26 protein-coding genes are annotated in these 22,599 nt (G+C 60.5%); 15 read left to right on the forward strand and 11 right to left on the reverse strand.

All coding sequences use genetic code 11. The annotated features are described in order from the left end of the window. The first annotated feature begins 32 nt into the window (after positions 1 to 32). The 5 genes from ACRWA7_RS12565 (at position 33) to ACRWA7_RS12585 (ending at position 3,537) form a co-directional block, all read left to right on the forward strand. Positions 33 to 446, forward strand: a complete 414-nt coding sequence (locus tag ACRWA7_RS12565) for a hypothetical protein (RefSeq protein ID WP_060818491.1) — start codon at positions 33 to 35, stop codon at positions 444 to 446. Between the two features lie 135 nt (positions 447 to 581). Further along, positions 582 to 1,559, forward strand: coding sequence for a homoserine kinase (locus ACRWA7_RS12570; protein ID WP_438391311.1), 978 nt, complete (start codon positions 582 to 584; stop codon positions 1,557 to 1,559). A gap of 3 nt (positions 1,560 to 1,562) precedes the next feature. After that, positions 1,563 to 2,384 (forward strand): BPSS1780 family membrane protein, encoded by an 822-nt coding sequence (locus ACRWA7_RS12575; RefSeq protein WP_438391312.1) that lies wholly within the window; start codon positions 1,563 to 1,565, stop codon positions 2,382 to 2,384. A gap of 134 nt (positions 2,385 to 2,518) precedes the next feature. Next, positions 2,519 to 2,971 (forward strand): MarR family winged helix-turn-helix transcriptional regulator, encoded by a 453-nt coding sequence (locus ACRWA7_RS12580; protein ID WP_438391313.1) that lies wholly within the window; start codon positions 2,519 to 2,521, stop codon positions 2,969 to 2,971. A gap of 146 nt (positions 2,972 to 3,117) precedes the next feature. Beyond that, the gene (locus ACRWA7_RS12585) at positions 3,118 to 3,537 is read left to right on the forward strand and encodes an organic hydroperoxide resistance protein (protein ID WP_438391314.1); all 420 of its coding nucleotides are present in this window, start codon (positions 3,118 to 3,120) and stop codon (positions 3,535 to 3,537) included. 142 nt (positions 3,538 to 3,679) lie between these two features. Here the strand turns inward: ACRWA7_RS12585 and ACRWA7_RS12590 are convergent, their stop codons facing one another. Further along, positions 3,680 to 3,853, reverse strand: coding sequence for a DUF3563 family protein (locus ACRWA7_RS12590; RefSeq protein WP_438391315.1), 174 nt, complete (start codon positions 3,851 to 3,853; stop codon positions 3,680 to 3,682). A gap of 127 nt (positions 3,854 to 3,980) precedes the next feature. After that, entirely contained in the window at positions 3,981 to 5,135 is a 1,155-nt protein-coding gene (locus ACRWA7_RS12595) for an extracellular catalytic domain type 1 short-chain-length polyhydroxyalkanoate depolymerase (RefSeq protein WP_438391316.1), read from the reverse strand. Positions 5,136 to 5,405: 270 nt separating this feature from the next. Between ACRWA7_RS12595 and ACRWA7_RS12600 the strand changes: the two genes are divergently transcribed. From ACRWA7_RS12600 to ACRWA7_RS12615, 4 genes are all read left to right on the forward strand, one after another. Further along, positions 5,406 to 6,101 (forward strand): phosphatase PAP2 family protein, encoded by a 696-nt coding sequence (locus ACRWA7_RS12600; RefSeq protein WP_438391317.1) that lies wholly within the window; start codon positions 5,406 to 5,408, stop codon positions 6,099 to 6,101. A 125-nt stretch (positions 6,102 to 6,226) separates the two neighbouring features. Then, positions 6,227 to 6,976 (forward strand): molybdate ABC transporter substrate-binding protein, encoded by a 750-nt coding sequence (modA, locus tag ACRWA7_RS12605; RefSeq protein ID WP_438392777.1) that lies wholly within the window; start codon positions 6,227 to 6,229, stop codon positions 6,974 to 6,976. Positions 6,977 to 6,982: 6 nt separating this feature from the next. Next, entirely contained in the window at positions 6,983 to 7,657 is a 675-nt protein-coding gene (gene modB, locus ACRWA7_RS12610) for a molybdate ABC transporter permease subunit (protein ID WP_438391318.1), read from the forward strand. A gap of 13 nt (positions 7,658 to 7,670) precedes the next feature. After that, positions 7,671 to 8,405 carry an ATP-binding cassette domain-containing protein gene (locus tag ACRWA7_RS12615; protein ID WP_438391320.1) on the forward strand — a complete coding sequence of 245 codons (735 nt, stop codon included), beginning with the start codon at positions 7,671 to 7,673 and terminating at the stop codon, positions 8,403 to 8,405. Here ACRWA7_RS12615 and ACRWA7_RS12620 read toward each other — a convergent pair. After that, positions 8,368 to 9,204, reverse strand: coding sequence for a TOBE domain-containing protein (locus tag ACRWA7_RS12620; RefSeq protein ID WP_438391321.1), 837 nt, complete (start codon positions 9,202 to 9,204; stop codon positions 8,368 to 8,370). The genes ACRWA7_RS12615 and ACRWA7_RS12620 overlap by 38 nt on opposite strands. Positions 9,205 to 9,288: 84 nt before the next feature. After that, positions 9,289 to 10,713 (reverse strand): CHAD domain-containing protein, encoded by a 1,425-nt coding sequence (locus ACRWA7_RS12625; RefSeq protein ID WP_438391322.1) that lies wholly within the window; start codon positions 10,711 to 10,713, stop codon positions 9,289 to 9,291. Between the two features lie 281 nt (positions 10,714 to 10,994). Between ACRWA7_RS12625 and ACRWA7_RS12630 the strand changes: the two genes are divergently transcribed. The 3 genes from ACRWA7_RS12630 (at position 10,995) to ACRWA7_RS12640 (ending at position 13,955) form a co-directional block, all read left to right on the forward strand. After that, the gene (locus tag ACRWA7_RS12630; protein WP_060818480.1) at positions 10,995 to 12,584 is read left to right on the forward strand and encodes an inorganic phosphate transporter; all 1,590 of its coding nucleotides are present in this window, start codon (positions 10,995 to 10,997) and stop codon (positions 12,582 to 12,584) included. 301 nt (positions 12,585 to 12,885) lie between these two features. Then, positions 12,886 to 13,044: a DUF3309 family protein gene (locus tag ACRWA7_RS12635; protein WP_069638401.1), complete on the forward strand. Its 159-nt coding sequence runs from the start codon at positions 12,886 to 12,888 to the stop codon at positions 13,042 to 13,044. A gap of 122 nt (positions 13,045 to 13,166) precedes the next feature. Beyond that, a complete protein-coding gene (locus ACRWA7_RS12640) occupies positions 13,167 to 13,955 on the forward strand; it encodes an SDR family NAD(P)-dependent oxidoreductase (protein ID WP_438391323.1) in 789 nt (262 codons plus the stop codon). A gap of 36 nt (positions 13,956 to 13,991) precedes the next feature. Here the strand turns inward: ACRWA7_RS12640 and ACRWA7_RS12645 are convergent, their stop codons facing one another. Then, a complete protein-coding gene (locus ACRWA7_RS12645) occupies positions 13,992 to 14,306 on the reverse strand; it encodes a hypothetical protein (RefSeq protein ID WP_060818478.1) in 315 nt (104 codons plus the stop codon). Between the two features lie 79 nt (positions 14,307 to 14,385). Next, complete coding sequence (locus tag ACRWA7_RS12650; RefSeq protein ID WP_060818477.1) at positions 14,386 to 14,616, reverse strand: hypothetical protein; 231 nt, start codon at positions 14,614 to 14,616, stop codon at positions 14,386 to 14,388. Positions 14,617 to 14,826: 210 nt separating this feature from the next. Between ACRWA7_RS12650 and ACRWA7_RS12655 the strand changes: the two genes are divergently transcribed. From ACRWA7_RS12655 to ACRWA7_RS12665, 3 genes are all read left to right on the forward strand, one after another. After that, on the forward strand, positions 14,827 to 15,093 hold the full coding sequence (locus ACRWA7_RS12655) for a DUF2866 domain-containing protein (protein WP_438391324.1): 267 nt from the start codon (positions 14,827 to 14,829) through the stop codon (positions 15,091 to 15,093). Positions 15,094 to 15,187: 94 nt separating this feature from the next. Continuing rightward, positions 15,188 to 15,610 (forward strand): MbcA/ParS/Xre antitoxin family protein, encoded by a 423-nt coding sequence (locus ACRWA7_RS12660; protein WP_060818475.1) that lies wholly within the window; start codon positions 15,188 to 15,190, stop codon positions 15,608 to 15,610. Continuing rightward, positions 15,607 to 16,344 carry an RES family NAD+ phosphorylase gene (locus tag ACRWA7_RS12665; protein ID WP_438391325.1) on the forward strand — a complete coding sequence of 246 codons (738 nt, stop codon included), beginning with the start codon at positions 15,607 to 15,609 and terminating at the stop codon, positions 16,342 to 16,344. The genes ACRWA7_RS12660 and ACRWA7_RS12665 overlap by 4 nt, the downstream gene beginning before the upstream one ends. Before the next feature lie 12 nt (positions 16,345 to 16,356). Here ACRWA7_RS12665 and ACRWA7_RS12670 read toward each other — a convergent pair whose 3' ends face one another. The 5 genes from ACRWA7_RS12670 to ACRWA7_RS12690 all read right to left on the reverse strand — a co-directional run bounded on the left by ACRWA7_RS12670 (position 16,357) and on the right by ACRWA7_RS12690 (position 22,372). Then, positions 16,357 to 17,670, reverse strand: coding sequence for a DNA topoisomerase IB (locus tag ACRWA7_RS12670; protein ID WP_438391326.1), 1,314 nt, complete (start codon positions 17,668 to 17,670; stop codon positions 16,357 to 16,359). 101 nt (positions 17,671 to 17,771) lie between these two features. Continuing rightward, on the reverse strand, positions 17,772 to 18,509 hold the full coding sequence (locus tag ACRWA7_RS12675) for a metallophosphoesterase (RefSeq protein ID WP_060818473.1): 738 nt from the start codon (positions 18,507 to 18,509) through the stop codon (positions 17,772 to 17,774). A 169-nt stretch (positions 18,510 to 18,678) separates the two neighbouring features. Beyond that, entirely contained in the window at positions 18,679 to 20,082 is a 1,404-nt protein-coding gene (locus ACRWA7_RS12680; protein ID WP_438391327.1) for a c-type cytochrome, read from the reverse strand. Between the two features lie 23 nt (positions 20,083 to 20,105). Then, on the reverse strand, positions 20,106 to 21,707 hold the full coding sequence (locus ACRWA7_RS12685; RefSeq protein ID WP_438391328.1) for a GMC family oxidoreductase: 1,602 nt from the start codon (positions 21,705 to 21,707) through the stop codon (positions 20,106 to 20,108). A gap of 83 nt (positions 21,708 to 21,790) precedes the next feature. Beyond that, positions 21,791 to 22,372, reverse strand: coding sequence for a sugar dehydrogenase complex small subunit (locus ACRWA7_RS12690; RefSeq protein ID WP_438391329.1), 582 nt, complete (start codon positions 22,370 to 22,372; stop codon positions 21,791 to 21,793). Positions 22,373 to 22,599 lie beyond the last annotated feature (227 nt).

The raw sequence follows: 22,599 nt of genomic DNA on the forward strand, positions 1-22,599 counted from the left end.
CTAAAATTCGGGGACTCATCTGGAGAAACATCATGAAGTCGCTTCAATCTGTCGCCATGGCGGCTTTCCTGGCCGCAGCCAGCATCGGCGCAAACGCGCAGAGCCTTCCCGCTCAATCGGCAGCCGCGACGGATGCCACTCCGGCGCACGTCATGTCTCCCGAGGAAAACGCCGGCTTGCCCGACCTGAAGGCGATCAATCGCCCGGCGGCGGAAGTCAGCTCGAAAGTGGAAATCTCGCCGCCGCGCTTGCCGAGCTATCACGAGACGAGCACGAACGGCACCGAAATCACCGAATATCGCGACAAGGGCAAGCCCGTTGAAATCAACGTGCGCTCGAATTTCGGCACGCGCTACCAGATGAGCGCGCCCGCCGACACGTCGCCGACCGTGCGTGACAACGGTAAGCCGAGCACGCGCCTGCCGTCGTGGAATTTGCGCTACTGAGTTTTAACGCCGCGCCGGGTTTGCATGGGTTAGTTACCACAATAACCATACCCGGCGTTCGCCGATGTGCCGCCAACGTATAACGGCATTCCGCACTGACCCGCCCGCCTTCCAACCTCACCGACGTTCTCCCGCATGGCCGTATTCACCGCTGTCTCCGATTCCCAGCTAACCGACTGGCTCCAGAACTACGAACTCGGCGAAGTGACCGATTTCCGTGGCATTGCATCCGGTATCGAGAACAGCAATTTCTTTCTGACGACCACGCGCGGCGCGTTTGTCCTGACCATCTTCGAGAACCTCACGGCCACGCAACTGCCGTTTTATCTCGATCTGATGCGCCATCTGGCGTCGCATGCGGTGCCGGTTCCGGATCCCATGCCCCGTCGCGATGGCGCGCTGTTCGGCATGCTCAACGGCAAGCCGGCGGCGATTGTGACAAAGCTCGACGGCGCGCCGGAATTGTCTCCCGCGCCGGCGCACTGCATTGAAGTGGGACATATGCTGGCGCGGCTTCACCTGGCGGGCCGCGATTTCGCGTCGTACCAGCCGAATTTGCGCAGTCTCGCGTGGTGGCAGGAAAACGTGCCGGCCGTGCTACCGCATCTGAGCGGCGGCCAGCGCGCGCTTATAACCGATGAACTCGCGCATCAAGCGGCGTTTTTTGCATCGGCTGAATACAGGGCAATGCCCGAAGGTCCGTGCCACTGCGACTTGTTCCGCGACAACGTGCTGTTCGCGCATCCCACGGCGGATGAAACGCGTCTTGGCGGGTTTTTCGACTTTTATTTCGCCGGCAACGACAAATGGCTTTTCGATGTGGCCGTCTGCGTGAACGACTGGTGCGTCGACCTTGCAACTGGCGCGCTCGACGCCGCGCGCACGGACGCGCTCCTGCGCGCGTATCAGACCGTTCGGCCGTTCACGCCTGCCGAAGAACATCACTGGAACGACATGCTGCGCGCGGGCGCTTTGCGCTTCTGGGTATCGCGTCTTTATGACTTTTACCGGCCACGAGAAGCCGAAATGCTGAAACCGCACGATCCTGGCCATTTCGAACGCATTCTGCGTGAGCGCATCCAATCTGCGCCCCCTCCCGCTGACGGTAATTAATCAATGCATTTGATCGAAGTCCCCGCAAAAACCGGTTATGTGTGGTTCCGCCAGGGTATCTGGCTGTTTCGCCGGAATCCGCTCGCGTTTCTCACGGTGTTCTTCGCGTATCTGTTCGCCATGACGCTGATTTCGCGGCTGCCCGTGATCGGTCCCGTGCTGCCGCTGCTGCTGATTCCAGGCGTCGCGGTGGGATTCATGGCCGCTTGCCGCAATACCATCGCCAAGCAGCCCGTATGGCCGACTGTGCTCGTCGATGGTTTCCGCTCGTATGGGCAGATTGTCGCCCGGCGTCTACTGGTGCTGGGCGTGGTGTACGTGCTCGCGATGGGTATTGTGTTTGCGCTGTCGGCGCTGGTCGACGGCGGCATTCTGCTCAACCTGATGATCGGCAACGGACCGGCGGGCGATCCGGAAACCGTTGCCGCGAGTTTCAATCCGCTGGCGGTGCTCGTCGCAATGGCCTGTTATATCCCCGTTGCCATGCTGTTCTGGTTCGCACCGGTTCTCGTTGCGTGGCACGACGTGCCGCCTGCGAAAGCGCTGTTTTTCAGCTTTGTCGGCTGCTGGCGCAATCGCGGTGCGTTTGTGCTGTATGGCGCGTTGTGGATTGGAGTGGCGTTGGCCGTGTCGTTTGGACTCAGCGCGCTGATGCAAGTGCTCGGCGTCGGTCAGGAGATGGCGCTCGCCGTACTGATGCCGGCGTCCATTCTCGTTACAACCGCGTTGTACTGCTCGTTTTACGCGACATATCGCGGCTGTTTCGGCTTGCAATCCGAGAATCCCGCCGACGATATTCCCGATTTGTCAGGACCTGCGGCCTGACAATTTTTCGACAAAAGACACACCGAAGCGCTGATGACCTTCAAAGTCGCCGGCGCTTTTTCATTTGCTTCGTGCACTAATGATTCGCGTGCAGTATCGTTAGGTATTGTTATTTGCGTAGCGCCCTGACAGCCATGACTTCTTCCCTGCAGATTCCGCTTGAACTCGACGCTCAGCTTTGCTTCGCGCTCTATTCCACATCGCTTGCGATGACAAAAACGTACAAACCGCTTCTGGACAAGGTCGGTCTGACCTATCCGCAATACTTGACGATGCTCGTGTTGTGGGAAAGCGATGCGCTGACCGTCAAGCAGATGGCCGAGCGTTTGAGCCTGGATTCGGCCACCATGACGCCGTTGCTCAAGCGGCTCGAGGCGCAAGGGTTTGTAAAGCGCGTGCGCGGCACGGAAGACGAACGGCAAGTGCATATTCATCTCACGGACACCGGTCGCACGCTAAAAAAAGCCATCCGCGGCATTCCTGGCGAGATCTATTGCGCGGCGGGGTCCGACGGCGAGCGCCTGGTCAAACTGCGCGACGAACTCATGCGTTTGCGTGCGTCACTGATGGAATATAACGAAGCTTGATGGAATCGATAGAAATTAACAATCGTCGTGGATGCTAATTTAGTTTGCACGCTAATGATTAGCGCGATATATTTATCTCCGTGGTCACTGCACTTCCAAACACCCTTCCGCCGTCAGGCGGGCAACCATTGAACAGGAGAAGGATCATGAGCATTCTTTACACCGCACACGCAACGAGCACGGGTGGCCGCGACGGCCGGGCGGTATCGTCGGACAAGAACCTGGATGTGAAATTGAGTGCGCCGAAGGAACTGGGCGGCGCGGGTGCTGCTGGCACGAACCCGGAACAGCTTTTCGCGGCCGGTTATTCAGCTTGCTTTTTGAGCGCGATGAAGTTTGTGGCCGGCCAGCAAAAGAAAACCATCCCGGCCGACACCACCGTTTCCGCCAATGTTGGCGTAGGCCCGAACGACCAGGGCGGCTTTGCGCTGGACATTGAATTGCGTGTTTCGCTGCCGGGCCTGGACGCGGCCGAAGCGCAAACACTGGTCGATACGGCTCACCAGGTTTGCCCGTACTCGAACGCAACGCGCGGCAACGTGGACGTGCGCGTCAAGCTGGTCTGATTTACGTCAACGAGGGCGAAAGCCCTCGGACGCCGGAACGCAAAATGCAAAAATGCCGGCCATTGGAGCCGGCATTTTTTTGCTTCGATACCGCCGATTTTGACGTATCGAATCCTGCTTGTACTTCATTACGACGGTTGAATTACTGCGCGAGCCACGAAGGATGACGTGCCGATGCGCGACGATCCAGCTTCTTCATGCGGTACTCGAGGTCGTAAATGTCAGTGGCTTCGGCCAGATAAGCGTCGTTACGCTCCTTGTCACGCTGGTCGGCGGATTTCGTCAGGAACAGGAAGACGCGGCTGAGCAGATACATGGTGAACCTCGCTTGGGTGATATAGGGTAATTACCTAGTGCTTTTACGAAGTATAGGGTAATCCCTAGTCACACGCTACCGTTCAAAAAGGCCTTTTGACGCAAAAGACTTTTTTACAACACTGGCTCTATGCGAGCGTCTCGTCTTGAACTGCGGCCTGGACGCGGCGCTGATGCTTGAAAAACTCCCAGAGCATGGCTGAGGCGTCCGGACCTTTGGCCGAATGGAATGGCACGGTATCGTCACCACCGCTCCAGGCGTGGCCGAGACCGCGCACAATGCAACTGCGCACCACGCGCCGCCCGTTTTTCACGTAATCCGTCATTACGCCGTCCGGTTGCGTCTCTTCCCGGCGTTCGCCATTTCGCCACGTGCCGTTGGCATCGATAAAACGGTTCAGGCGCAGGAATTCCGTAGTCAGTTGCTCGGCATTGACCTTCGACACCACCGAATCCAGCTCGCCATGCACGATCACGACCGGCATGCCCGGGTAGCGTGCAACATCGACTGACGCGTCGATCAACGCCACCGGATCTTTACGCGAGCCTCGCCGCATGATGTCCATTGCGTCGATGCCGGAATTGGCGTCGCCGAAAACAACGCCCGAATGCAAGCCCACGGCCGCGAAAACGGATGGATATTTGACCGCAAGCATGGCGGCGAGGCCCGCGCCCGCCGACATCCCGGCGAGGTACACGCGCTCGGGGTCCAGGTCGTACTGCGTGGTGATCTCTCTTACCAGTGAAACCACCGACGCCGCCTCCCCACCACCCGATCCGGCGGATTCCTCATACCAGTGCCAGCAACGGTGAACGTGAGCGGTCTTCGACTGTTCGGGATACAAGACCGCGAATCCATACCGGTCCGCGAGCAAGTTGATCCGTGTTCCCTGCGCGAAATCCTCAGCGGATTGCTGGCAGCCATGCATCATCACCAGTAATGGCATGCGGGCAATCGTGGCGTTGGTCGGCAAATACAACGCATAGGCCAGATGATTCACGAACCGGCCGGCCGCTGGCGGTGCCGAGTGAAACGAACGCGTCCATTTCCCTGCCGCCCATGCGGATGCGCGGGGACGCACCCGTGATTCGCGCACAGCACGCGCTTTGACGGGCGTACGTGGCTTGACCGCCGGCCTTGGACTGGCTGCCGCAGGCTTTGCCGTCTTGGCGCCGACAGATCGGGCCGCAGTACGCGGCTTGGGGGATCTGGGCGGCGTGAGTTGGGTGACGACCAGGCGTTTCAAGCCTCGCAGCCATAATTTTGTCAGACTTTTAGGCATCGAATTAGGTCTCGCACACTGGAAATCAGGCCGCTAAACCACTGCGGGAATAACGGATGTTGTGCAGTGCACAATAGCATTTATTCGAGCGCTGTGCGCGCGACACAGAATTTCACTTGTCGCACATTGCGGATACAAAGACGTCGAAAGTGAACAAATTAGGCGACGTTATCTCTCATCCGCTAGTTTTGGGTCATACATCCAAATAACTTTGGGGCTTGGCTCGCCAGCTATAATGTCTGCTTTTTCCCGCTATGCAGAACAATCTTCATGCCTGACTTGCCACTATCCCTCTGGCTCACCATTACATCGATTGGCAGTGTCGGCGTCATGATCCCGCTCGCGCTTGCGGTGGCCGCCTGGCTCGCGCTCGGTTATCCATGGCGCTACGCCGTGTGCTGGGTCGTGCTGCTCGGCGGCGCAAGCGGGCTCGTGTTTGTCACCAAACTCGCGTTCATGGGCTGGGGTATCGGCGTGCGCGAACTAGACTTCACGGGAATCAGCGGCCACGCCATGATTTCGTCGGCGGTGTTGCCGGTTGCGTTGTTCGTCGCGTGCCTGCCTGGCCGGCAATGGGTCCGCGGGCTCGGCGTCCTGCTCGGCGTGCTGGTGGGAATCGTAGTGGGCGTATCGCGCATTTTGCTGAACGCACATTCGGTGTCCGAAGTGGTCACCGGCTGTGGACTCGGCGCGGCGGCGGCTCTCTTGTTCGTTGCGTATGCGTGGCGCGCGGAAGCGGGCAAGTTGTCGCCCGCACCGGTCGTCATCAGCCTCGCCGTCGTCACGGTCGTGCTGCACGGGATTCCCGTTCCTACACAACGCTGGATTACCGACATTGCGCTGCACTTGTCCGGCCGTGAGCAGCCGTTTATCCGGGCGCGCTGGAAAGCAGGCCAATACGACAAGCCAGTGGCAACGCCGGCACGGCATATCGATGTCCGGTTCGGCAGCCCGAGGCAATCCTGAGATAGCAAATAAATACGTACGAACGCATGTCAGCGTGTAAGAGCCTCCCGTTATAGCCACGAATATATTACGATGCGCTTTCCATTCATTTCGACCTGGCCATCGTGTTCAAACTCAAACATTCGCTGATTGCTGCTGTTTTAGCCGTTTCCACCTTCACGTTGCAGAGCGCGGCCCACGCCGATGAAATCGTCGTCTCCGCGGCCGCGAGCCTGACGAACGCATTCAAGGCCATCGGCGATTCCTACGAGAAGCAACATCCAGGCACCAAGGTCCTGATGAACTTCGGTGCGTCCGACGTGCTGATGCAGCAGATCGTGAAAGGCGCGCCCGCCGATGTCTTCGCCTCCGCCGATCAGAAAGCAATGGACAAAGCCGTCCAGGAAAAGGTGATCGTCACCGAATCGCGCCGTGACTTTGCCGCGAATTCGCTCGTGTTGATCGTGCCGAAGGACAGCGCGTTCGCACCAGCCAGCGTGAAAGACCTGACCGAATCCAGCGTGAAGCGCGTGGCTTACGGCGATCCGGCGTCCGTGCCGGTTGGCCGTTACACGGAAGGTGCGCTCAAGGAAGCGGGTGTCTGGGACGCGGTCAGCGCCAAGGGCGTCCTTGCGTCGAACGTGCGCCAAAGCCTGGACTATGTGGCACGCGGCGAAGTGGACGCGGGCTTCGTGTTCAGCACGGACGCCGCCGTGATGCCGGATCGCGTGAAAGTTGCGCTGACCGTGCCCACGCAAACATCGATCACGTATCCGATCGCCCAGGTTGCGCAAAGCAAGCACGCCGCCGACGCCCAGCAGTTCATTGCATATGTGCTGTCGCCGGAAGGCCAGAAGACGCTCGCGCAATTCGGCTTCAGGCCGCCGGCGAAGTAAAGCCGCATGGATCACGCGTGGATACCGCTGCTGCTGTCGCTGAAAGTGGCCGGATGGGCCACGGCGATCGACGTGGTGCTCGGCGTGGCGGTGGCGTTCGGCCTGTCGCGCTGGCGTTCGTCAGCGCGTGAACTGGTCGATTCGTTGCTGACGCTGCCGCTTGTCATGCCGCCTACCGTGCTGGGTTATTACCTGCTCGTGCTGCTTGGGCGGCGCGGCGTGATTGGCGCGTGGCTCGATAAATTCGATATCCAGTTGGTCTTCACCTGGCAAGGCGCTGTGATCGCGTCCGCGGTGGTTGCGTTTCCGCTCGTGCTGAAGTCGGCGCGCACGGCGTTCGAGACCGTCGATCCACAATTCGAGCGCGCAGCGCGAACGCTCGGTATCGATGAAACCGCCGTGTTCTTTCGCGTCACATTGCCGCTTGCCGCGCGCGGCATTCTGGCTGGCGCGCTGCTCGCGTTCGCCCGGGCGCTCGGCGAGTTTGGCGCCACGCTGATGATCGCAGGAAATCTGCCGGGCAGGACGCAGACCCTTTCGGTTGCGGTCTATGCCGCCGTGCAGGCTGGCGACGACAGCACGGCGAACATCCTGGTGATCGTGACATCGGTGACGTGTGTGGTCATCCTGCTCGCGGCCGGACGATTGTTGCCGCAGCGCTCGATGGCGTCGGCGCGTTGATCTGGCATAACTCATGACCGCCCTTTCCATCCGCCTGCGCAAGCATTTCATCACGCCCGAGCGCGACTTCCTGCTCGATGTCGCATTCACTTCGACCAGTCAGCGCATTGTGCTGTTCGGGCCGTCGGGCGCGGGAAAAAGTCTGACGTTGCAGGCCATCGCGGGATTGATTCATCCGGACGAAGGCGAGATCGTGCTGAATGGCACCACGCTGCTCGATACAAGCAAGAAGATCGACCTGAGCCCGCAAGCGCGGCGCATTGCGTACCTGTTTCAGGATTACGCGCTGTTTCCGCATCTGAACGTGCGGCAAAACATTGCGTTCGGCCTGAAGCGCGGCTGGTTGAATCCGTCGAAGCATCACGCGCATGCCGGTGTTGACTACTGGCTCAAGGCGTTCGATCTGACCCAGGTCGCACGGCAGTATCCGGGGCAGTTATCGGGCGGACAAAAACAGCGTGTGGCGCTGGCGCGGGCGTTGATTCCTCATCCGCAATTGCTGCTGCTCGACGAGCCGTTCTCCGCACTCGACATGGCCTTGCGCCAGCGCATGCGCCAGGAACTGGCGGATCTGCAAAGCCGTCTCGATATCCCGATGGTCCTCATCACGCACGATCCCGACGATGTCGCCATGTTCGGCGACCAGGTCGTGAGTCTGCGCGAGGGCGTCGTGAAGACTCACGACGAAAACGCGGCGAACAACAATGACGTCAATCCGTCACGCCGAGAATCACGCTCGACGCCTTGAACGCGGCAATGGCGCTCCGGCCTTCCTCGAGTCCGAGCGTCTCGACGCTTTCGTTGGTGATGATAGCCGTGATCGTGGTCGAGTCATCGAGCGCGAGCGAAACTTCCGCGTTCACCGCGCCGAGCGTCACCTTCGATACCGTGCCCTTCAACTGATTGCGCGCTGAAATGCGGGCCGTGGGCGTGTTCAAGTCGTCGGTCATCAGGATCACCCACGATGCCTTCACCAGCGCAAACGCCTCGCTCCCCTCTTTCAGCCCTAGCGACTCGGTGCTTTCGTGCGTGACAACGGCAACAATCAACTGGCCGCCTGAGAGCGCGAGCTCGATTTCGTCGTTGACCGCGCCGCGCTTGATCTGCCTGACCGTGCCGAACAACTGGTTGCGTGCGCTCGTTTTCATGCCGATCCGTCCAATGAGTTGCCAGTCCTCTGCAAAGCCTTCTATCGCCGCGCCCGCACGTTCGAGAAACACGCGATGTTCACGCTCGATAGCGCGATAGGTATCGATCAGTTTCAGCGCCTTTGGCGTGAGCGTCGTCCCGCCGCCGCCTCGGCCGCCCGTCGCGCGCACGACGAGTGCGGCGCCGGCGAGGTTGTTCATGGCGTCGATGGCGTCCCACGCCGCCTTGTAGCTCATGCCAACCGCTTTGGCCGCGCCCGTGATCGAGCCGGTCTGTTGAATGGCCGCAAGCAGCGCAATGCGCGCGGCGCCGCCGAGTGTCTCGTTGCCGCTGCGAAACCATACCGCGCCGCCGACCTCGATAGGGTCATGCGGCGTCTCGTGCGTGTCCTGGGTCATGGTCGCGTCAACGCCCGTTGTCAAAGTGCGGCGATTATATTGGATCGCCCGATTTAACCCGGGCTCACTCAGGTCCACTTCAGGTCACTTGATACGCGGCCGTTTTATCTTGCGCAGGATGCGTTCGCCTTCCAGCGCGCGCATCTGCTGGGCCGCGATCGCGAAACCTTTCGCAAGTCCCTTCTGGTAGTCGCCGGCTTCCTCCAAAGCCGCGAGACGTTGCGCAGCGACGGCTGCATCGTTGCCCTCGCCCAGTACGCTTTGCAGATCTCCCAGCGCCTTTCCAACGCCTTTGCGCGTGGGGCGCGTCACCATGGAACGGAAGAATTCGAGCGCGTAACGCAAACGCTTCGCATGGATGCGCACTTTGTGGCGCGTGCGGGCGTCGATGGTGGTCAGGTCCGGCGCACGCTCGATCTTCCGATAATGCTTCGTGATGCGCTTTCGCACATGATCCGCGAGCGTGCGATCCGCGTGCTCGGGCGGCGCTTCGAGCTCGCTGAACCATTGCACGAACGATAAAGCGAGTGCGGCGTATCGCGGCGAGTTCATTGCGTCCTGCAAGCGCCGGCGGGCGGCCATGCGCTTTGCATCGGCGGCGCGTTGCAGCCGAGACCATGCGTCTTTGTGATGCGCGTCATCGGCGGCGGCGTAGGCAGCAAGCGTCGTGTCTGCAAAGACATCCCAGTCGCGGGCATCGGCGAGCAGGTCGCCAAACCATTTCAGGTCCGGCGCTACCTGCGCGTTCCAGGTTTCATCTATCCATTCGGGGAAGAGCTTCAGCGCCGTCTTGAGCCGGCGCTGCGCCACGCGCAACTGATGCACGTGTTCAGCTTCAAATGCGCCGCGCGAAGCGGCGTCGTTGCCGAACCATTGTTCGGCCACCGACTTCCCGATCTCGGCAAAGGCGTCAGTGGGCGTGGCATGCCGCGCCAGCTTCAGCCTGGCGGCCTTTACGGGCTCGCGCGCGGCGGGATCGACGGCATCCGGCAAGATCACAAACGGCAGCGCACGCGCAATCTCATGCGCGAACGCAAACAGCGCTTCTCGTACTTCAGGTGCGGCCGCGAGCGTCAATGTCGCCTGGCTGTCGGCCTTCTTCGTCAAGGTCACGCGGATCGGCCCCGGTGCTTCCCATTCGGTTACCGCCGCCTCGGACGCCTCGCTCAGCATGGCGTCGCTCTGCCCAAGTGAATGCTGCACATCGGCAAGCGCTGCTTCGGATGCAAGCCACGCGCGCAGATCGCGAGAATCGTCTTGTGCGCCGACCGCGGTCTCCATGCGCCGGACGAACGGCCATTCGCGATGACATGCCGTAAAGACCCTGTGTTCTCCACGCGTTTCTTCATGCACTTCCCAGCCCCGCAAATCGGCTTCAACTTTTTGCGTTCGCAACATGAAGTCCGTGCGCCGGGCGCTTGAAAACAGGCTCAGTCCGGAAAGTGCCTTATCGGGCGGGGAGTTTGAAATGTCATGAGAAATCATCACCAACTCGACAAGTTGCAACATAAGTTCTCCACCATGAACGCGATGTGTGCGGCTGTGCGCGACCTGCTTCATCGCGATGACTCGATAAAGCAGCAAGTCCCAAGCCGCGCTTTCAAATCAGATGAATTTCAAAGCTGTCAAGCGTCATCAAACTGCAATAAAGCGCGTGCAAACATGAACCGCGTCACTGCCAGATGCCACAAAACCGAACACAAGAAGCAACGCCTTTCATCGCCGAATAGCACCGAAGCCACGCCAACCTCTCCGCTACACGCGCAGCCTTCCAGCACAAAGGACGTTACATGCCTGACTTGACCCTTCCCGATACCGAAACACAAGGGCGCACGCTCGGACGACGGCTGAGCATGCCGCTGTTCCTGATCGTGATTGCCGGCGGCATCATCTATTGCGTCACGCATCTGCTGCACGACCTCGAAGCGGTACCCCAGTCGTCAATACTGCCTTACGTTTTGCTTGGCATTGCGTTAATGATCGCGCTGGGTTTCGAATTCGTAAATGGTTTTCACGATACCGCCAATGCCGTCGCCACAGTGATCTATACCCACTCGCTCGCGCCAAATCTCGCGGTCGTCTGGTCGGGCGCGTGGAACTTTCTGGGCGTGCTGGTTTCGAGCGGCGCGGTCGCGTTCGGCATCCTGCAGTTGCTGCCGGTGGAACTGATTTTGGGCGTGGGGACATCGCAAGGCTTCGCGATGGTGTTCGCGCTCCTGATCGCCGCGATCATCTGGAACCTCGGAACGTGGGCGCTGGGTATTCCGTCGTCGAGTTCGCATACGCTGATTGGGTCGGTGATCGGTGTCGGGCTGATGAACCAGATGCTGCACGGGACATCGGGCACATCGGGCGTCGACTGGAACCAGGCCGTGGCGGTCGGGAAGTCGCTGCTGTTCTCGCCGCTGGTCGGCTTTCTGCTGGCGGGCCTGCTGCTCTACGTGATGAAGCTCGTCGTGCGCGTGCCCGCGCTCTATAAAGAGCCGAAGAAGAACACGCCGCCGCCCTTCTGGATTCGATGCCTGCTGATCCTCACCTGCACGGGCGTCTCGTTCGCGCACGGTTCCAACGACGGCCAGAAGGGCATGGGCCTCATCATGCTTATCCTGATCGGCACCGTGCCCACCGCCTACGCGCTGAACAAGGCCGTGACGCCCGCCGAGACGCAGACCTTCCTGTCGGTCGGCCATCACGCATCCGAAGTGCTCGGCAAATACGCGAACGGAGCCGCGCCGATCGCCGATCCCCGCGCCGCAGTCGAGCACTACGTGCAAACCAAGAAGGTCGAGCCGAACACGGTGATTGCGTTGAAACAGCTCACCGATACCATTGACGGACAAGTCGGTTCGTCCGACTCGATGGCAAGCGTGCCGCAAAACATCGTGAACAACGTGCGCAACAACATGTATGTGAGTTCCGAAGCGCTGCGCCTGATGGACAAGCAGCATGATCCTGCCTTCGCGCCCGAAGACGCCGCCGTGCTCAAGAACTACAAAGGCCAGCTCGACCATTCCACGAAGTTCATCCCGACGTGGGTCAAGGTCGCCGTGGCGGTCGCGCTTGGACTCGGTACGATGGTCGGCTGGAAGCGCATTGTGGTGACGGTTGGCGAGCGCATCGGCAAGACGCATCTGACGTATGGGCAAGGCGCTTCGGCGGAACTGGTCGCCATGGTGACCATCGGCGCCGCCGATGTGTACGGCCTTCCGGTCAGCACCACGCACGTGTTGTCGTCGGGCGTGGCGGGGACGATGGCCGCGAACGGTTCCGGGCTGCAATGGAAGACCGTGCGCAGCCTCGCGCTTGCGTGGGTGTTGACGTTGCCGGTTTCCATCGCGTTGGCGGCGGGCCTCTTCTGGGTTTTCCGCGGCTTGTTCTAACCAACCGTTTTTAACCCGTCTCGATGCTTCCGGCGGCGGTTGCCTCAAACCGCCGCCGCGCTTGCAAAATTTCCCGATCGCCGACAGGCTTTTGTTTGTGATCCAGTCATGTCGCAGTCGCAGCCCATACCCATCAAGCGCTCACGCTTATGGCACAGCACTTGCTCAAGCCATAGGGCAATCGCGAGGGTATCGGCGATGCAGGACACGACAGATTCATCATTCGCCGATATTCACGCCGCCCCACACGCGGCATCGCCATTCACTCTTCAGCAGATGTCAATAATTAAGGAGAAGTGGAATGACTATCGGAACAATCTTGCTCGTAGTGTTGATCCTGTTGCTGCTTGGCGCTTTCCCGTCGTGGCCGCACAGCCGCAGTTGGGGTTATGGCCCAAGCGGGATTCTGGGCGTGGTGCTGATCATCGTGATCGTGCTGCTGCTCATGGGCCGGCTATAAGTCGCCATAAGTCATTGGTCGAGTGAACATCGCCCGTCAGCAGGGAGACATGCCTGCTGACGGGCGTTTTACTTTGTCCCGCCGAACGCACCGATAAACCTTCATCCAGGAGTACGGAATTCATGGACCTCCATCTCAAAGGCAAACTCGCGCTTGTCTCGGGATCGACAAAGGGCATTGGCCTCGCGATCGCCACGGGCCTTGCACGCGAAGGCGCGCATGTGATCGTGAACGGGCGCAAGCAGGCGTCTGTGGACGACGCCATCGTCAAGCTTCGTGCCGCTGTGCCCTATGCAAACGTCGAAGGTTTTGCCGGCGATCTCGCCGATGCTTCGCAAGTCGAGGCGCTGGTCAAGAAGTATCCGGACGTCGATGTGCTCGTGAACAATCTGGGCATTTTCGATCCCAAGCCGTTCGCGGATATTCCGGACGAAGACTGGCAACGCTTCTTCGATACCAACGTCATGTCCGGCGTGCGCCTTTCGCGCGCGTATTTGCCGAAGATGAAAGCGAAGAACTGGGGCCGTGTGGTGTTCATCAGCAGCGAGAGCGGCATCCAGATTCCCGTGGAAATGATCCACTACGGCGTGACGAAGACGGCGCAACTGGGGTTGTCGCGCGGGCTTGCCGAGGATTGCGCGGGCACCGGCGTTACCGTGAATGCTGTGCTGCCGGGGCCGACGCATTCGGACGGCCTGGATGAGATGGCCGCCAAGGGCATGGGCGACAAGACGTTCGAGGAGTTCGAGAAAGGCTTCTTCGAGACAGAACGGCCGAGTTCGCTGATCAAGCGATTTGCGACGACTGAAGAAGTCGCGAACATGGTCGTGTATGTGTGTTCTGAAGCGTCGTCCGCGACAAACGGCGCGGCATTGCGCGTGGACGGCGGCGTGGTGCGTTCGGCGTTCTGACTTTTTTTAGTCACCCGAACCAATCAACCGCCCCAATCACACGCGAAGCACGCGTCCATCCGGCCCGATCAGCGGCGGCAGCTTGGGCAATGAATCAGGCGACTTCGGTGCGGCTTTGGCGCGGCCGGCGCTCGATCCGCCTGCGGAAGGCGCGACCGTCAAGGCCGGCGCAGGCGCTGTGGTTCTGTCGGCGACTTGCTTGACGGCCGGTCCGCTCTTGCGCTTTTTCTTTGCCTGAGCGGACACGACGGGCCGTGTCTTGTTCTTGGTCGCATGCAGTTGCGATTCAGGCGGATTCCAGACTTCGATATAACGCTCGGCAGCCGCCGCGCCTGCAGACCCCAAGCTCATGGAACCTGCCACCAGGGCAAGCGCGACCTTCGAAGAAAGGGCGGATAAAACAGGTCTCACAGCAAACGCTCCAGATAATTCAGTGTCCACCAGCGCGCGAAAGTATAGCGTCGAGCGAGCGCTGCGATGTGTCGAGTTCAAGCAAGGCAATGTCCAGCCGTTGCAGCACCAGCGCCACCGTGTTGCCGCCCGTGCCGAGCTCCGGCTCGACGCGTGTTGCGTCAAACGCCGCCGATACCGCGCGCGTTGCCTGCACATAGCGGGCGAGCGCGGCAGCCTCGGCAGAAGAATGGGATTGAGGACGGTTCATTTCGTGTCCATGCAAAGAGCATCAACCTGTATGAATATACAGTAATGCCGGGCGTGAGAAAAGTATTCGTGCGCTGGGACAAAGTCTGCGCGTAAACCCGCCGCATTTAAGTTGCGCTTAATAGTCCGAAGGCACATTTCAAAACGATAGCTTTCAATTCAGCCAGAAACTGGCCACATTTTCACCGGGGCTTTCACGCGAGGATACGCCATGGCCGCCAGCGCATCGTTTCAGAACATCAAGTCGACGATGAAAACCGAGCACGCATTGCCGTTGCATCAATGCCGCCTTTCCGAAGCCGTGGAACGGCCTTGGGGCAAGGCTTATCGAATGGTTGAATGGGCGCGTAAAAGCGATCCATGCAGCCAGTTGAGCGTGGTGCCGGCGGAATTCACGACCTCAGAGATCGCAGAAGTGCTTCGCGCCCACATTGCGGGCCGCCGCTACGGTCCGACCGACTCTGACGGAAGCGTCTGATCGTTACGGAAGAACAAGCGAAGCCTCGAATAAAGCTTGATTTAGTCCACAAATAGACTAATATACAATTCAAGTTCAAATTGAGACTTTCGCCATGCCTCGCGTTCAACGCGTTCCACGTCCGGCACCCGCGCCGCAGCCTACCCTTGCCGATATGTCCGCAGCCGGGCTGCGCGCGTTTTTCAACATCGCGAACGACTGGACCCTTTCCGCCGATGAGCAGATTGTCCTGCTCGGTTCCCCCGGCCGTTCCACGTTCTTCAAATGGAAATCGGCGCCTGAGACTGCGCGCCTTGGCCGCGATACGCTTGAGCGGCTTTCGTTGATTCTCGGCATCTATAAGGCGCTTCAAATCCTGCTGCCCCAACCCGAAGCTGCCGATGGCTGGATCAAGCGCGCGAATACCGCGCCGCCGTTCGGCGGCCGGCGCGCGCTCGACCGCATGCTTGCGGGCAACGTGAGCGATCTCGTGGCGGTGCGGCAATATCTCGATGCAATGCGAGGCGGCTGGGCGTGAGCGATCTATCCAGTTTGCCAGAGGCCGAAAACGACTGGCGTGCTCGCTGGCCGCACGCTGAACTCGACTGGTCACCGGCGTATCGCGTGATTCCGACGCGTTTTCCGGCCGTCAATCTGTTCGACCGCGTGGCTTCGCCGCAGGATTTCGAGGCGCTTTATGCGCTCGAAGCCATGACCAACGACCGCTTGCGTACCGAAGTAGGCGAACTCGACCTTGTGCCGCTTGATGAACGCCGATTCGGCGCGGGTTATGGCCCGATCATGGCCGCGTTCACGCATTTGAATCCGAACGGCAGCCGCTTTTCCGATGGCAGATACGGCGTGTTCTATTGCGCCCGCGAAAGGCGCACGGCTATAGAAGAAACGCGATATCACTCCGCGCTGTTTCTCGCTCACACGCAACAGGCGCCGCTGCGCCAGCAGATGCGGCTTTACACGGTATCGGCAGAGGGTGAAGTGCTTGATCTGCGCGACGGACGCCTGCAGCAAAGCGCGCTTGATCCGGAGATTCTTTCGCCTTCGGACTACGCCGCCGGCCAGACGCTCGGACGCGCTGCGCGGGCGGCAGGCGTACGCGGAATCGCGTATCCATCGGTGCGGGACCAAGGTGGCGAATGCCTGGCGGCGTTCCGCACGACGCTGCTGCGCGACTGCCACCATGCCGCGTATCTGGAATACGAATGGAACGGCGAAACCGTCAGCAACGTGTACGAGATGAGCAAGGTCGGCTAGCTTCAAGGCCAATCAGCCGATGGCAACCGCCGTCGGCGACCGAACGCGCGCAATCTTCTTGGTCGCCGGCCGCGCGGCTTTCGACGCCACTTTTGGCGACACCGCCTTGACCGCCGCCAGCGCTTCCGCCTTGACGTCCTTGCCGGAATTCTTCAACGCCGCGGCCTTCGCTTTCTGGCTGGACTTGGCAAGCAGCCGCGCCAGGCTCGGGTCCGCGGCACTCGCCTTGCCGCTTCGGGCGCGGGCCGCTTCACGCGCGCGGCGTTTCGCGTCGCGTTCCAGAAAGATGGCAAGCGCGGCTTCATCGGACTTGAGGCCCGAACGGCGCGCCGATGGCAGTTCGTCGGCGAGTTGACCTGCTTCGAATGCCTCGATCACTGCCGGATGCACATAACATTTGCGGCACACCGCCGGCGTATTGCGCAATATCTTCGATACCTCCTTGATCGTCCCCACTACATGCTTGCGCGCCTCCGTGACGGTTTCCCACGCGAGCTTGCGCAGCGCGGCGAGCGCGAATACGCTGCCCGCCCATGTCCTGTAATCCTTCGCCGTGAAATCGGCGCCTGTGATTTCGTGGAGATAGTCGTTGATATCGGAGGAACTGATGGCGTGGCGCTGACCGTCGGCATCGAGATACTGGAAGAGTTCGTGGCCCGGCAAGTCCATGCATCGCTTCACGATCTTTGCAATGCGCGGATCGCTCACCGATACATCGTGTTCAATCCCACTCTTGCCGCGAAACTGAAAGCGCAGCGTGCCCGATTTGACGCTCAGGTGCTTCTTGCGCAGCGTCGTGAGACCATAGGATTTGTTGTCCCGCGCGTATTCCTCGCTGCCAATGCGAACCAGCGTGGTGTCCAGCAGCCTGACAACGGTGGCGAGAACCTTGTTGCGCGGCATGCCTTGCAGGTCAAGGTCACGCGCAACGCGGGCGCGCAGCTTCGGCAGGACGGCGCTGAAGGCGAGCATGCGCTCGTATTTGGTGGCGTCGCGCGTTTCGCGCCACTGCGGATGGTATCGATACTGCTTGCGGCCTCGCGCATCGCGACCGGTCGCTTGCAAATGCCCGCGTGCGTCCGGGCAGATCCAGACGTTCGTGTAGGCAGGCGGAATGGCCAGCGCGTTGATGCGCTTGATATCGGCTTCGTCGGAAAGCTGTTTGCCTTGGGTGTTGAAAAAGACGAACGCGCCATTTTTCCATTCGCGCGTGTAGCCGGCGCGGGAATCATCGACGTAGCGCAGACCCGGCGGCAGATCTTCCGGGCAACCTTTGATGTCGGTGACTGAATCGTTGACTGTTTCGCTGACTGAGGGGGACGGCATGAGTACTGGCCTCGCAAGGAATCCGCCCGTCGGGCAGTTTGGGAGGACACAGCAAGGCTGATGCCGGATGCGGTTTCGTTACCGCTCTCGCGCATGGAATGCTAACGAAAATCCTCGGCCATCGAACCGGCGCCTTTGGCCCAACCCTGCTTCACCGACCATCTCTGGGCCGTTCCGGCTTCTACGATCGTCAAGCGCCCTTCGTCGGTATACGCCCCGGTATCGATAAAAATCTGCGCCCCGATCTGCTTGATTGCCTTGACCGGCGTATGCCCGCAATAGGTCGGCGACAACCCGCGCTGCATCGAGGGCTTTCCCGTTCCGAGCGCGAGCGACCTTCCCCACAGCAATTGCTGGCGGACATCGTCGGGAAAATACGCGACTTCCAGGTCAGCGTCGCTGCCGAAAAACTCGGCGTGCAACACGTTGAAACGCGACGCGCCGTCACCCACTATGCGTACCAGCGGCACGCTCGCCAGCTTTCCGGCCAAGCGCTGCAACTGTTCGTCGGTCAGGTTGGAGGCCCACGCGCCGCCAATCGAATACCAGACATGGCGCTTCATGCGCCCTTCGGCTACCGCGCACAGCGCATCTTCGTGGTTGCCGAGCACCGGGTAGAACCAGGGCTGATCCAGCAGATCCAGCGCGGCAAGCGAGTCGCTGCCGCGGTCAACCAGATCGCCAACGGAAAAAAGCCGGTCTCGCGAGCCATCGAAACCAATTTCATTGAGTAGGTAACGCAACGCGTCGACGCAACCATGCAGGTCGCCCACCACGAGGTCGCGCCCAAGTTTGTTTGCGGGATGCCAGCAAACGACAGGATAAGTAGCAGCAGTCATAGCCCAATCTTCTTCATGCACGGCGCACAAGCGCGCCCTATCTCTAAACGGAACAGTCTCTCATATTCTGAAACCCGCGCCGCCGATACGCAATCGTCCCGCTGCGGCCCGGCAAAAATTGCTGTGCCGCAGCGCACAAACCCGCATTTAATACGCGGATTTATTGAATTCATTGCGGTGTTGCGCGCAATTTGGCGACCTGGTCCGGGCTCATAGCCGATTGAGGATTACCAAAGGTCTTCGTTACATAATTACTGATGGCCGCAATCTGCTCGTCATTGAGTTGATCGGCAAAGGACGGCATGAAGACATTCGCGGTTTTCGTCTCGCGATTCACGCCGTGCAGCATGACCATGGTCAGGTTGTTCGCCGCCGAGGCGCCGACCACGCTGTTATGAATCAGCGATGGATACGCGCCCGCCGCACCGCCGCCACGGCCCTCACCGGTCCAGCTATGGCACGTCGCGCAATTGGCGATGAACAACTGCGCGCCATTCACGCCGCTCACCTGGGTTCCTCGCATCGCGATCACGTCCTGGCTGGTCGGCTTGCCGAAGGAATCGCGCGGACGTGTGTCCCCGCTGTTTTTGGGCGGCACGGTGCGCAAATAGGCGACCATGGAACGCAGGTCCTCCGGCGTCATGTATTGCGTGCTGTTCTGGATGACATCGGCCATGGGACCGGCTGCATTCGCGCGGCCATGCACCGCGCCGGTGGCGAGATATTGCGTGAGTTCGGCGTCGCTCCAGTTGCCCACGCCCGCGTTCTTGTCCGGCGTGAGGTTGTATGCATGCCAGCCCGACAGCTCCGCGCCGCTGAACCGTTCGCTGGTCTTGAGGCCCTGCGTCAAATTACGCGGCGTGTGGCATTCCTCGCAATGCGCCAGACCCTCGACCAGATAAGCCCCGCGATTCCACTCGGCGCTGTTCTTGGGATCCGGCACAAAACGGCCTTCCTTGAAATTGAACATGTTCCAGAACACCATCAGCCAGCGCTGGTTGAACGGGAACGACATCTGGTTGCGCGGCGGCGTGTAATGGATCGGCTCGAGCGTGTTGAGGTAGGCGCGGATCGCCAGTACGTCGCCGTCGGTGACCAGGGTGTAATCCGCGTACGGAAACGCCGGGTACAAGCGCTCGCCGCCCTTGCCGATACCCTCGTGCATCGCGCGCAGGAAATCGCCGTCAGTCCATCTGCCAATGCCGGTATCGGGATCGCTCGTGATGTTGGGCGTGTAGATGGTCCCGAACGGCGTGCTGATAGGCAGGCCGCCAGCGAAGGGACGGGCTTTGTCGGCGGTATGGCACGCAATGCAATCGCCCGCGCGCGCGAGATATTCGCCGCGCTTGATCAGGGCGGCGCCGGCCTGATCGTCGCTGGCTTTTGCCGCCGTTGCGGCCGTCGTTCTGGCCGTTTCGGCACCGTTTTTTGCCCCGGCGGCCGTTTGTGCCTGCGCGGGTTGTACCAGCGCGTGGACGCTCGCAGCGCCTACTATGGCAAGTGCTAGCACGGCGAGCGCGCCGCGAAGGCGTGTTCTGAATCTGCGCGCGTCGCGGTGTTCGTGGTTCTTCATCGTGGCTCTCCGTCGGCGCGCAATCAAAGTTCTTTCTTCAGTTTGTCGGCGAGACGCAGCGACAATGCGGACAGCGTCAGCGTGCAATTCACCGATGCCGCCGTCGGCATCACCGCACTGCCCGCCACAAAAAGATTGGGGTGGTCATGCGTGCGGCATTCGGTATCGACTACGGAATCCTTCGGGTCGGCGCCCATGATGGCCGTGCCCATGATGTGATTGTTCGGGGCGAATTTATCGTCGAAGGTAATCTCCGTGCCGCCGAACAGCTCCGCGATACGCGCGTAATGCGTGCGTGTGTCCGCGGCGCTCTTCTTCACGTAGTCGTTGATGGAGTAATAGATCTCGGGCTGCGGAATGCCGAGCGAATCCTTGTGGTCGGACGAAGGCAGCACGCGGTTCTGGGGCTCCGCCAGATGCTCGTGGAAACTGTTGATGTTCATGGTGCGCGCGGCGCGGTCGCGAATCTGGCGATCGAGTTCGGCGCCGCTCAATCCCTTCGCAATCAGGTCGGCGGTGATCGCCATGGTCGCCACGCCGTTCGATAAATGCAGCTTCTTCGCTGCATACTCGGAGCGAAAGGCGCCATCGCGGAAATTGACGATGGACGTCATTTCCATCGGCCCGCGTCCGGGCCATACGGTTTCGTTGGCAAGGAACGTCACGCCGGTGCCGGGATGATCCATCAGGTTGCGGCCGACCTGATCCGAACTATTGCCAATCCCGCTTTTGAACCTGTCCGATACCGACTGCAACATCAGCTTCGGTGTCTCGATGCCGTTCGCCGCCAGCACGAACAACTTGCCCGTGACGCGCGTGCTGTTGCCGTTCGGGTCTTTATAGTGGACAGCGATGATCAGGCCTTTGTCGTCGGCTTCGATCTTGTAGACCACTGCTTGCGGGATCAGCCTGGCGCCCGCGCGTTCGGCCTTCTCGGCATGCGTGACGCCGTTATACATGGCCGCAATCGGGCAGATGGGCATGCAATTGTTATTGCCGCAACACGTCGGGCGCGAGTCATAAGGGCGGCTGTTGCGCGCAACAGGTTCCGGCACGACATGGAACGAATCGGCGTTGAGGACATCGGAGAAACGCTGGTCCATGTAGGAAAGCGGCAGCATGTCCATGGGATACGGTTTCGAGCGCGGCGAACCGAGATCGACATTGCTGCCCGGACCCGATACACCCAGTTGCACTTCCGCCGCCTGATACCACGGCTCGAGCGTCTCGTACGAAATCGGCCAGTCGCGGCCCACGCCGTAGAGCGTCCTGATCTTGAAATCGGCGGGAAGCAAACGCCACGCGGCCGCCGCCCAGTGCCATGTCGTGCCGCCCACGAGCCGCAGGTATTGCGACGCGTACGGGTACTCGCCCTTCTGAATCAAGTAGTTGTTCGCGGGCGAATACTGCGGATGCGGCGCGTAAGGCGTGGAAGGATACGGCGTTGCGAAATCCGATTTCGCGGGCGAGTTGCGGAAGTTCTCGACGATCTGCCAGCGCGCAATGCGCGGCCCGGCTTCGAGCAGGATCACGGATGCGCCCGCGCTCGCGAGCTGATGGGCGAGCAAGCCGCCCGCGACACCGGATCCGACGACCACGACATCGGCCGAATTCGAATTTGCCATGTGTATTGTCCTGTGAGGTACTGCTTATAGGCTTCGGTCGCGCATTCAGATGGCGCGCCGGCTTGATTCTTCCAGGCTCGGGGTCAGGCGGCCTTGGGTGCGCCAACGGCCGGCGGTTTCTGCGTCCAGTAAAACGGCACATCGCGGCAATATGACGGGATGGTCAGCACGTCGCTCACAGGGTCGAACATCAACGCACGTTCATACGCGACCACGCTCACGCGCGGCGCATCGCCGACGAGCCCGAGATACCACGCGCGCAATGTCGCCGTAACCGTGCTGGCGAGTTTGGGCGTGTCCATCTTGAGTGCTTGCGTAACCGTATCCGACGGCACGCCGCCATGCGCCGCGAGCCACTGGTTGAGCGCGCTCACGTTCGCGACGAACTCGCTGTCCGCTTTCGATAACGCGTCATAGACCCGCTGCGCCACTGCTGGATCGAACGCCGTGCGGCCGGTGAGTTTGCGCGAGAGCAGAAGAAAGGCTTCGAGGCCGGCCGGTGGGGTATCGGCGAAAGCCTGCATGAAGAAGGACGGAAATCCCAAGGCCGCCGATGTGAACGCGAGCGCGGCCGCCGACGCGCATGCGCCGAGCACGAAGCGCCTGCGCGCAGCCGAATGCCCAACCGAACCGGCGGCAGTCAAGGGATGCTGAAGCTTTGTCATTGGTTAGAAGTCTCGATTCGAGTTTTGCAGAAGGCGAAGATCGACACGGTCTGTAGGACACGGGTTGTCGATATCTTTGGAAATGGTTGGCTAAAGCCCGCGTGAAGGAGCGCGCGCAGGTGACAACTGCGAGTTGCACTGAAAGCCCATTGGAATTTGAAAGCTGCGCGCGCAATAATCGCGGCGCAACAGCTTAACGCAGCGTTATGGTTACTGACACCCCGACT

The organism is Caballeronia sp. DA-9 (assembly GCF_051615025.1).
In the GTDB taxonomy this organism is placed as follows: domain Bacteria; phylum Pseudomonadota; class Gammaproteobacteria; order Burkholderiales; family Burkholderiaceae; genus Caballeronia; species Caballeronia sordidicola.

What these genes read in the sequence shown, in the direction of transcription:
- ACRWA7_RS12625 (WP_438391322.1), bottom strand. Translation starts at nt 10,713, where the DNA reads ATGTTGCAACTTGTCGAGTTGGTGATGATTTCTCATGACATTTCAAAC.
- ACRWA7_RS12595 (WP_438391316.1), bottom strand. Translation starts at nt 5,135, where the DNA reads ATGCCTAAAAGTCTGACAAAATTATGGCTGCGAGGCTTGAAACGCCTG.
- modB (WP_438391318.1), top strand. Translation starts at nt 6,983, where the DNA reads ATGGATCACGCGTGGATACCGCTGCTGCTGTCGCTGAAAGTGGCCGGA.
- ACRWA7_RS12620 (WP_438391321.1), bottom strand. Translation starts at nt 9,204, where the DNA reads ATGACCCAGGACACGCACGAGACGCCGCATGACCCTATCGAGGTCGGC.
- ACRWA7_RS12585 (WP_438391314.1), top strand. Translation starts at nt 3,118, where the DNA reads ATGAGCATTCTTTACACCGCACACGCAACGAGCACGGGTGGCCGCGAC.
- ACRWA7_RS12675 (WP_060818473.1), bottom strand. Translation starts at nt 18,509, where the DNA reads ATGACTGCTGCTACTTATCCTGTCGTTTGCTGGCATCCCGCAAACAAA.
- ACRWA7_RS12575 (WP_438391312.1), top strand. Translation starts at nt 1,563, where the DNA reads ATGCATTTGATCGAAGTCCCCGCAAAAACCGGTTATGTGTGGTTCCGC.
- ACRWA7_RS12580 (WP_438391313.1), top strand. Translation starts at nt 2,519, where the DNA reads ATGACTTCTTCCCTGCAGATTCCGCTTGAACTCGACGCTCAGCTTTGC.
- ACRWA7_RS12660 (WP_060818475.1), top strand. Translation starts at nt 15,188, where the DNA reads ATGCCTCGCGTTCAACGCGTTCCACGTCCGGCACCCGCGCCGCAGCCT.
- ACRWA7_RS12630 (WP_060818480.1), top strand. Translation starts at nt 10,995, where the DNA reads ATGCCTGACTTGACCCTTCCCGATACCGAAACACAAGGGCGCACGCTC.
- ACRWA7_RS12690 (WP_438391329.1), bottom strand. Translation starts at nt 22,372, where the DNA reads ATGACAAAGCTTCAGCATCCCTTGACTGCCGCCGGTTCGGTTGGGCAT.
- ACRWA7_RS12565 (WP_060818491.1), top strand. Translation starts at nt 33, where the DNA reads ATGAAGTCGCTTCAATCTGTCGCCATGGCGGCTTTCCTGGCCGCAGCC.
- ACRWA7_RS12590 (WP_438391315.1), bottom strand. Translation starts at nt 3,853, where the DNA reads ATGTATCTGCTCAGCCGCGTCTTCCTGTTCCTGACGAAATCCGCCGAC.
- ACRWA7_RS12640 (WP_438391323.1), top strand. Translation starts at nt 13,167, where the DNA reads ATGGACCTCCATCTCAAAGGCAAACTCGCGCTTGTCTCGGGATCGACA.
- ACRWA7_RS12670 (WP_438391326.1), bottom strand. Translation starts at nt 17,670, where the DNA reads ATGCCGTCCCCCTCAGTCAGCGAAACAGTCAACGATTCAGTCACCGAC.
- ACRWA7_RS12635 (WP_069638401.1), top strand. Translation starts at nt 12,886, where the DNA reads ATGACTATCGGAACAATCTTGCTCGTAGTGTTGATCCTGTTGCTGCTT.
- ACRWA7_RS12645 (WP_060818478.1), bottom strand. Translation starts at nt 14,306, where the DNA reads ATGAGCTTGGGGTCTGCAGGCGCGGCGGCTGCCGAGCGTTATATCGAA.
- ACRWA7_RS12600 (WP_438391317.1), top strand. Translation starts at nt 5,406, where the DNA reads ATGCCTGACTTGCCACTATCCCTCTGGCTCACCATTACATCGATTGGC.
- ACRWA7_RS12655 (WP_438391324.1), top strand. Translation starts at nt 14,827, where the DNA reads ATGGCCGCCAGCGCATCGTTTCAGAACATCAAGTCGACGATGAAAACC.
- ACRWA7_RS12685 (WP_438391328.1), bottom strand. Translation starts at nt 21,707, where the DNA reads ATGGCAAATTCGAATTCGGCCGATGTCGTGGTCGTCGGATCCGGTGTC.
- ACRWA7_RS12615 (WP_438391320.1), top strand. Translation starts at nt 7,671, where the DNA reads ATGACCGCCCTTTCCATCCGCCTGCGCAAGCATTTCATCACGCCCGAG.
- ACRWA7_RS12570 (WP_438391311.1), top strand. Translation starts at nt 582, where the DNA reads ATGGCCGTATTCACCGCTGTCTCCGATTCCCAGCTAACCGACTGGCTC.
- ACRWA7_RS12650 (WP_060818477.1), bottom strand. Translation starts at nt 14,616, where the DNA reads ATGAACCGTCCTCAATCCCATTCTTCTGCCGAGGCTGCCGCGCTCGCC.
- ACRWA7_RS12680 (WP_438391327.1), bottom strand. Translation starts at nt 20,082, where the DNA reads ATGAAGAACCACGAACACCGCGACGCGCGCAGATTCAGAACACGCCTT.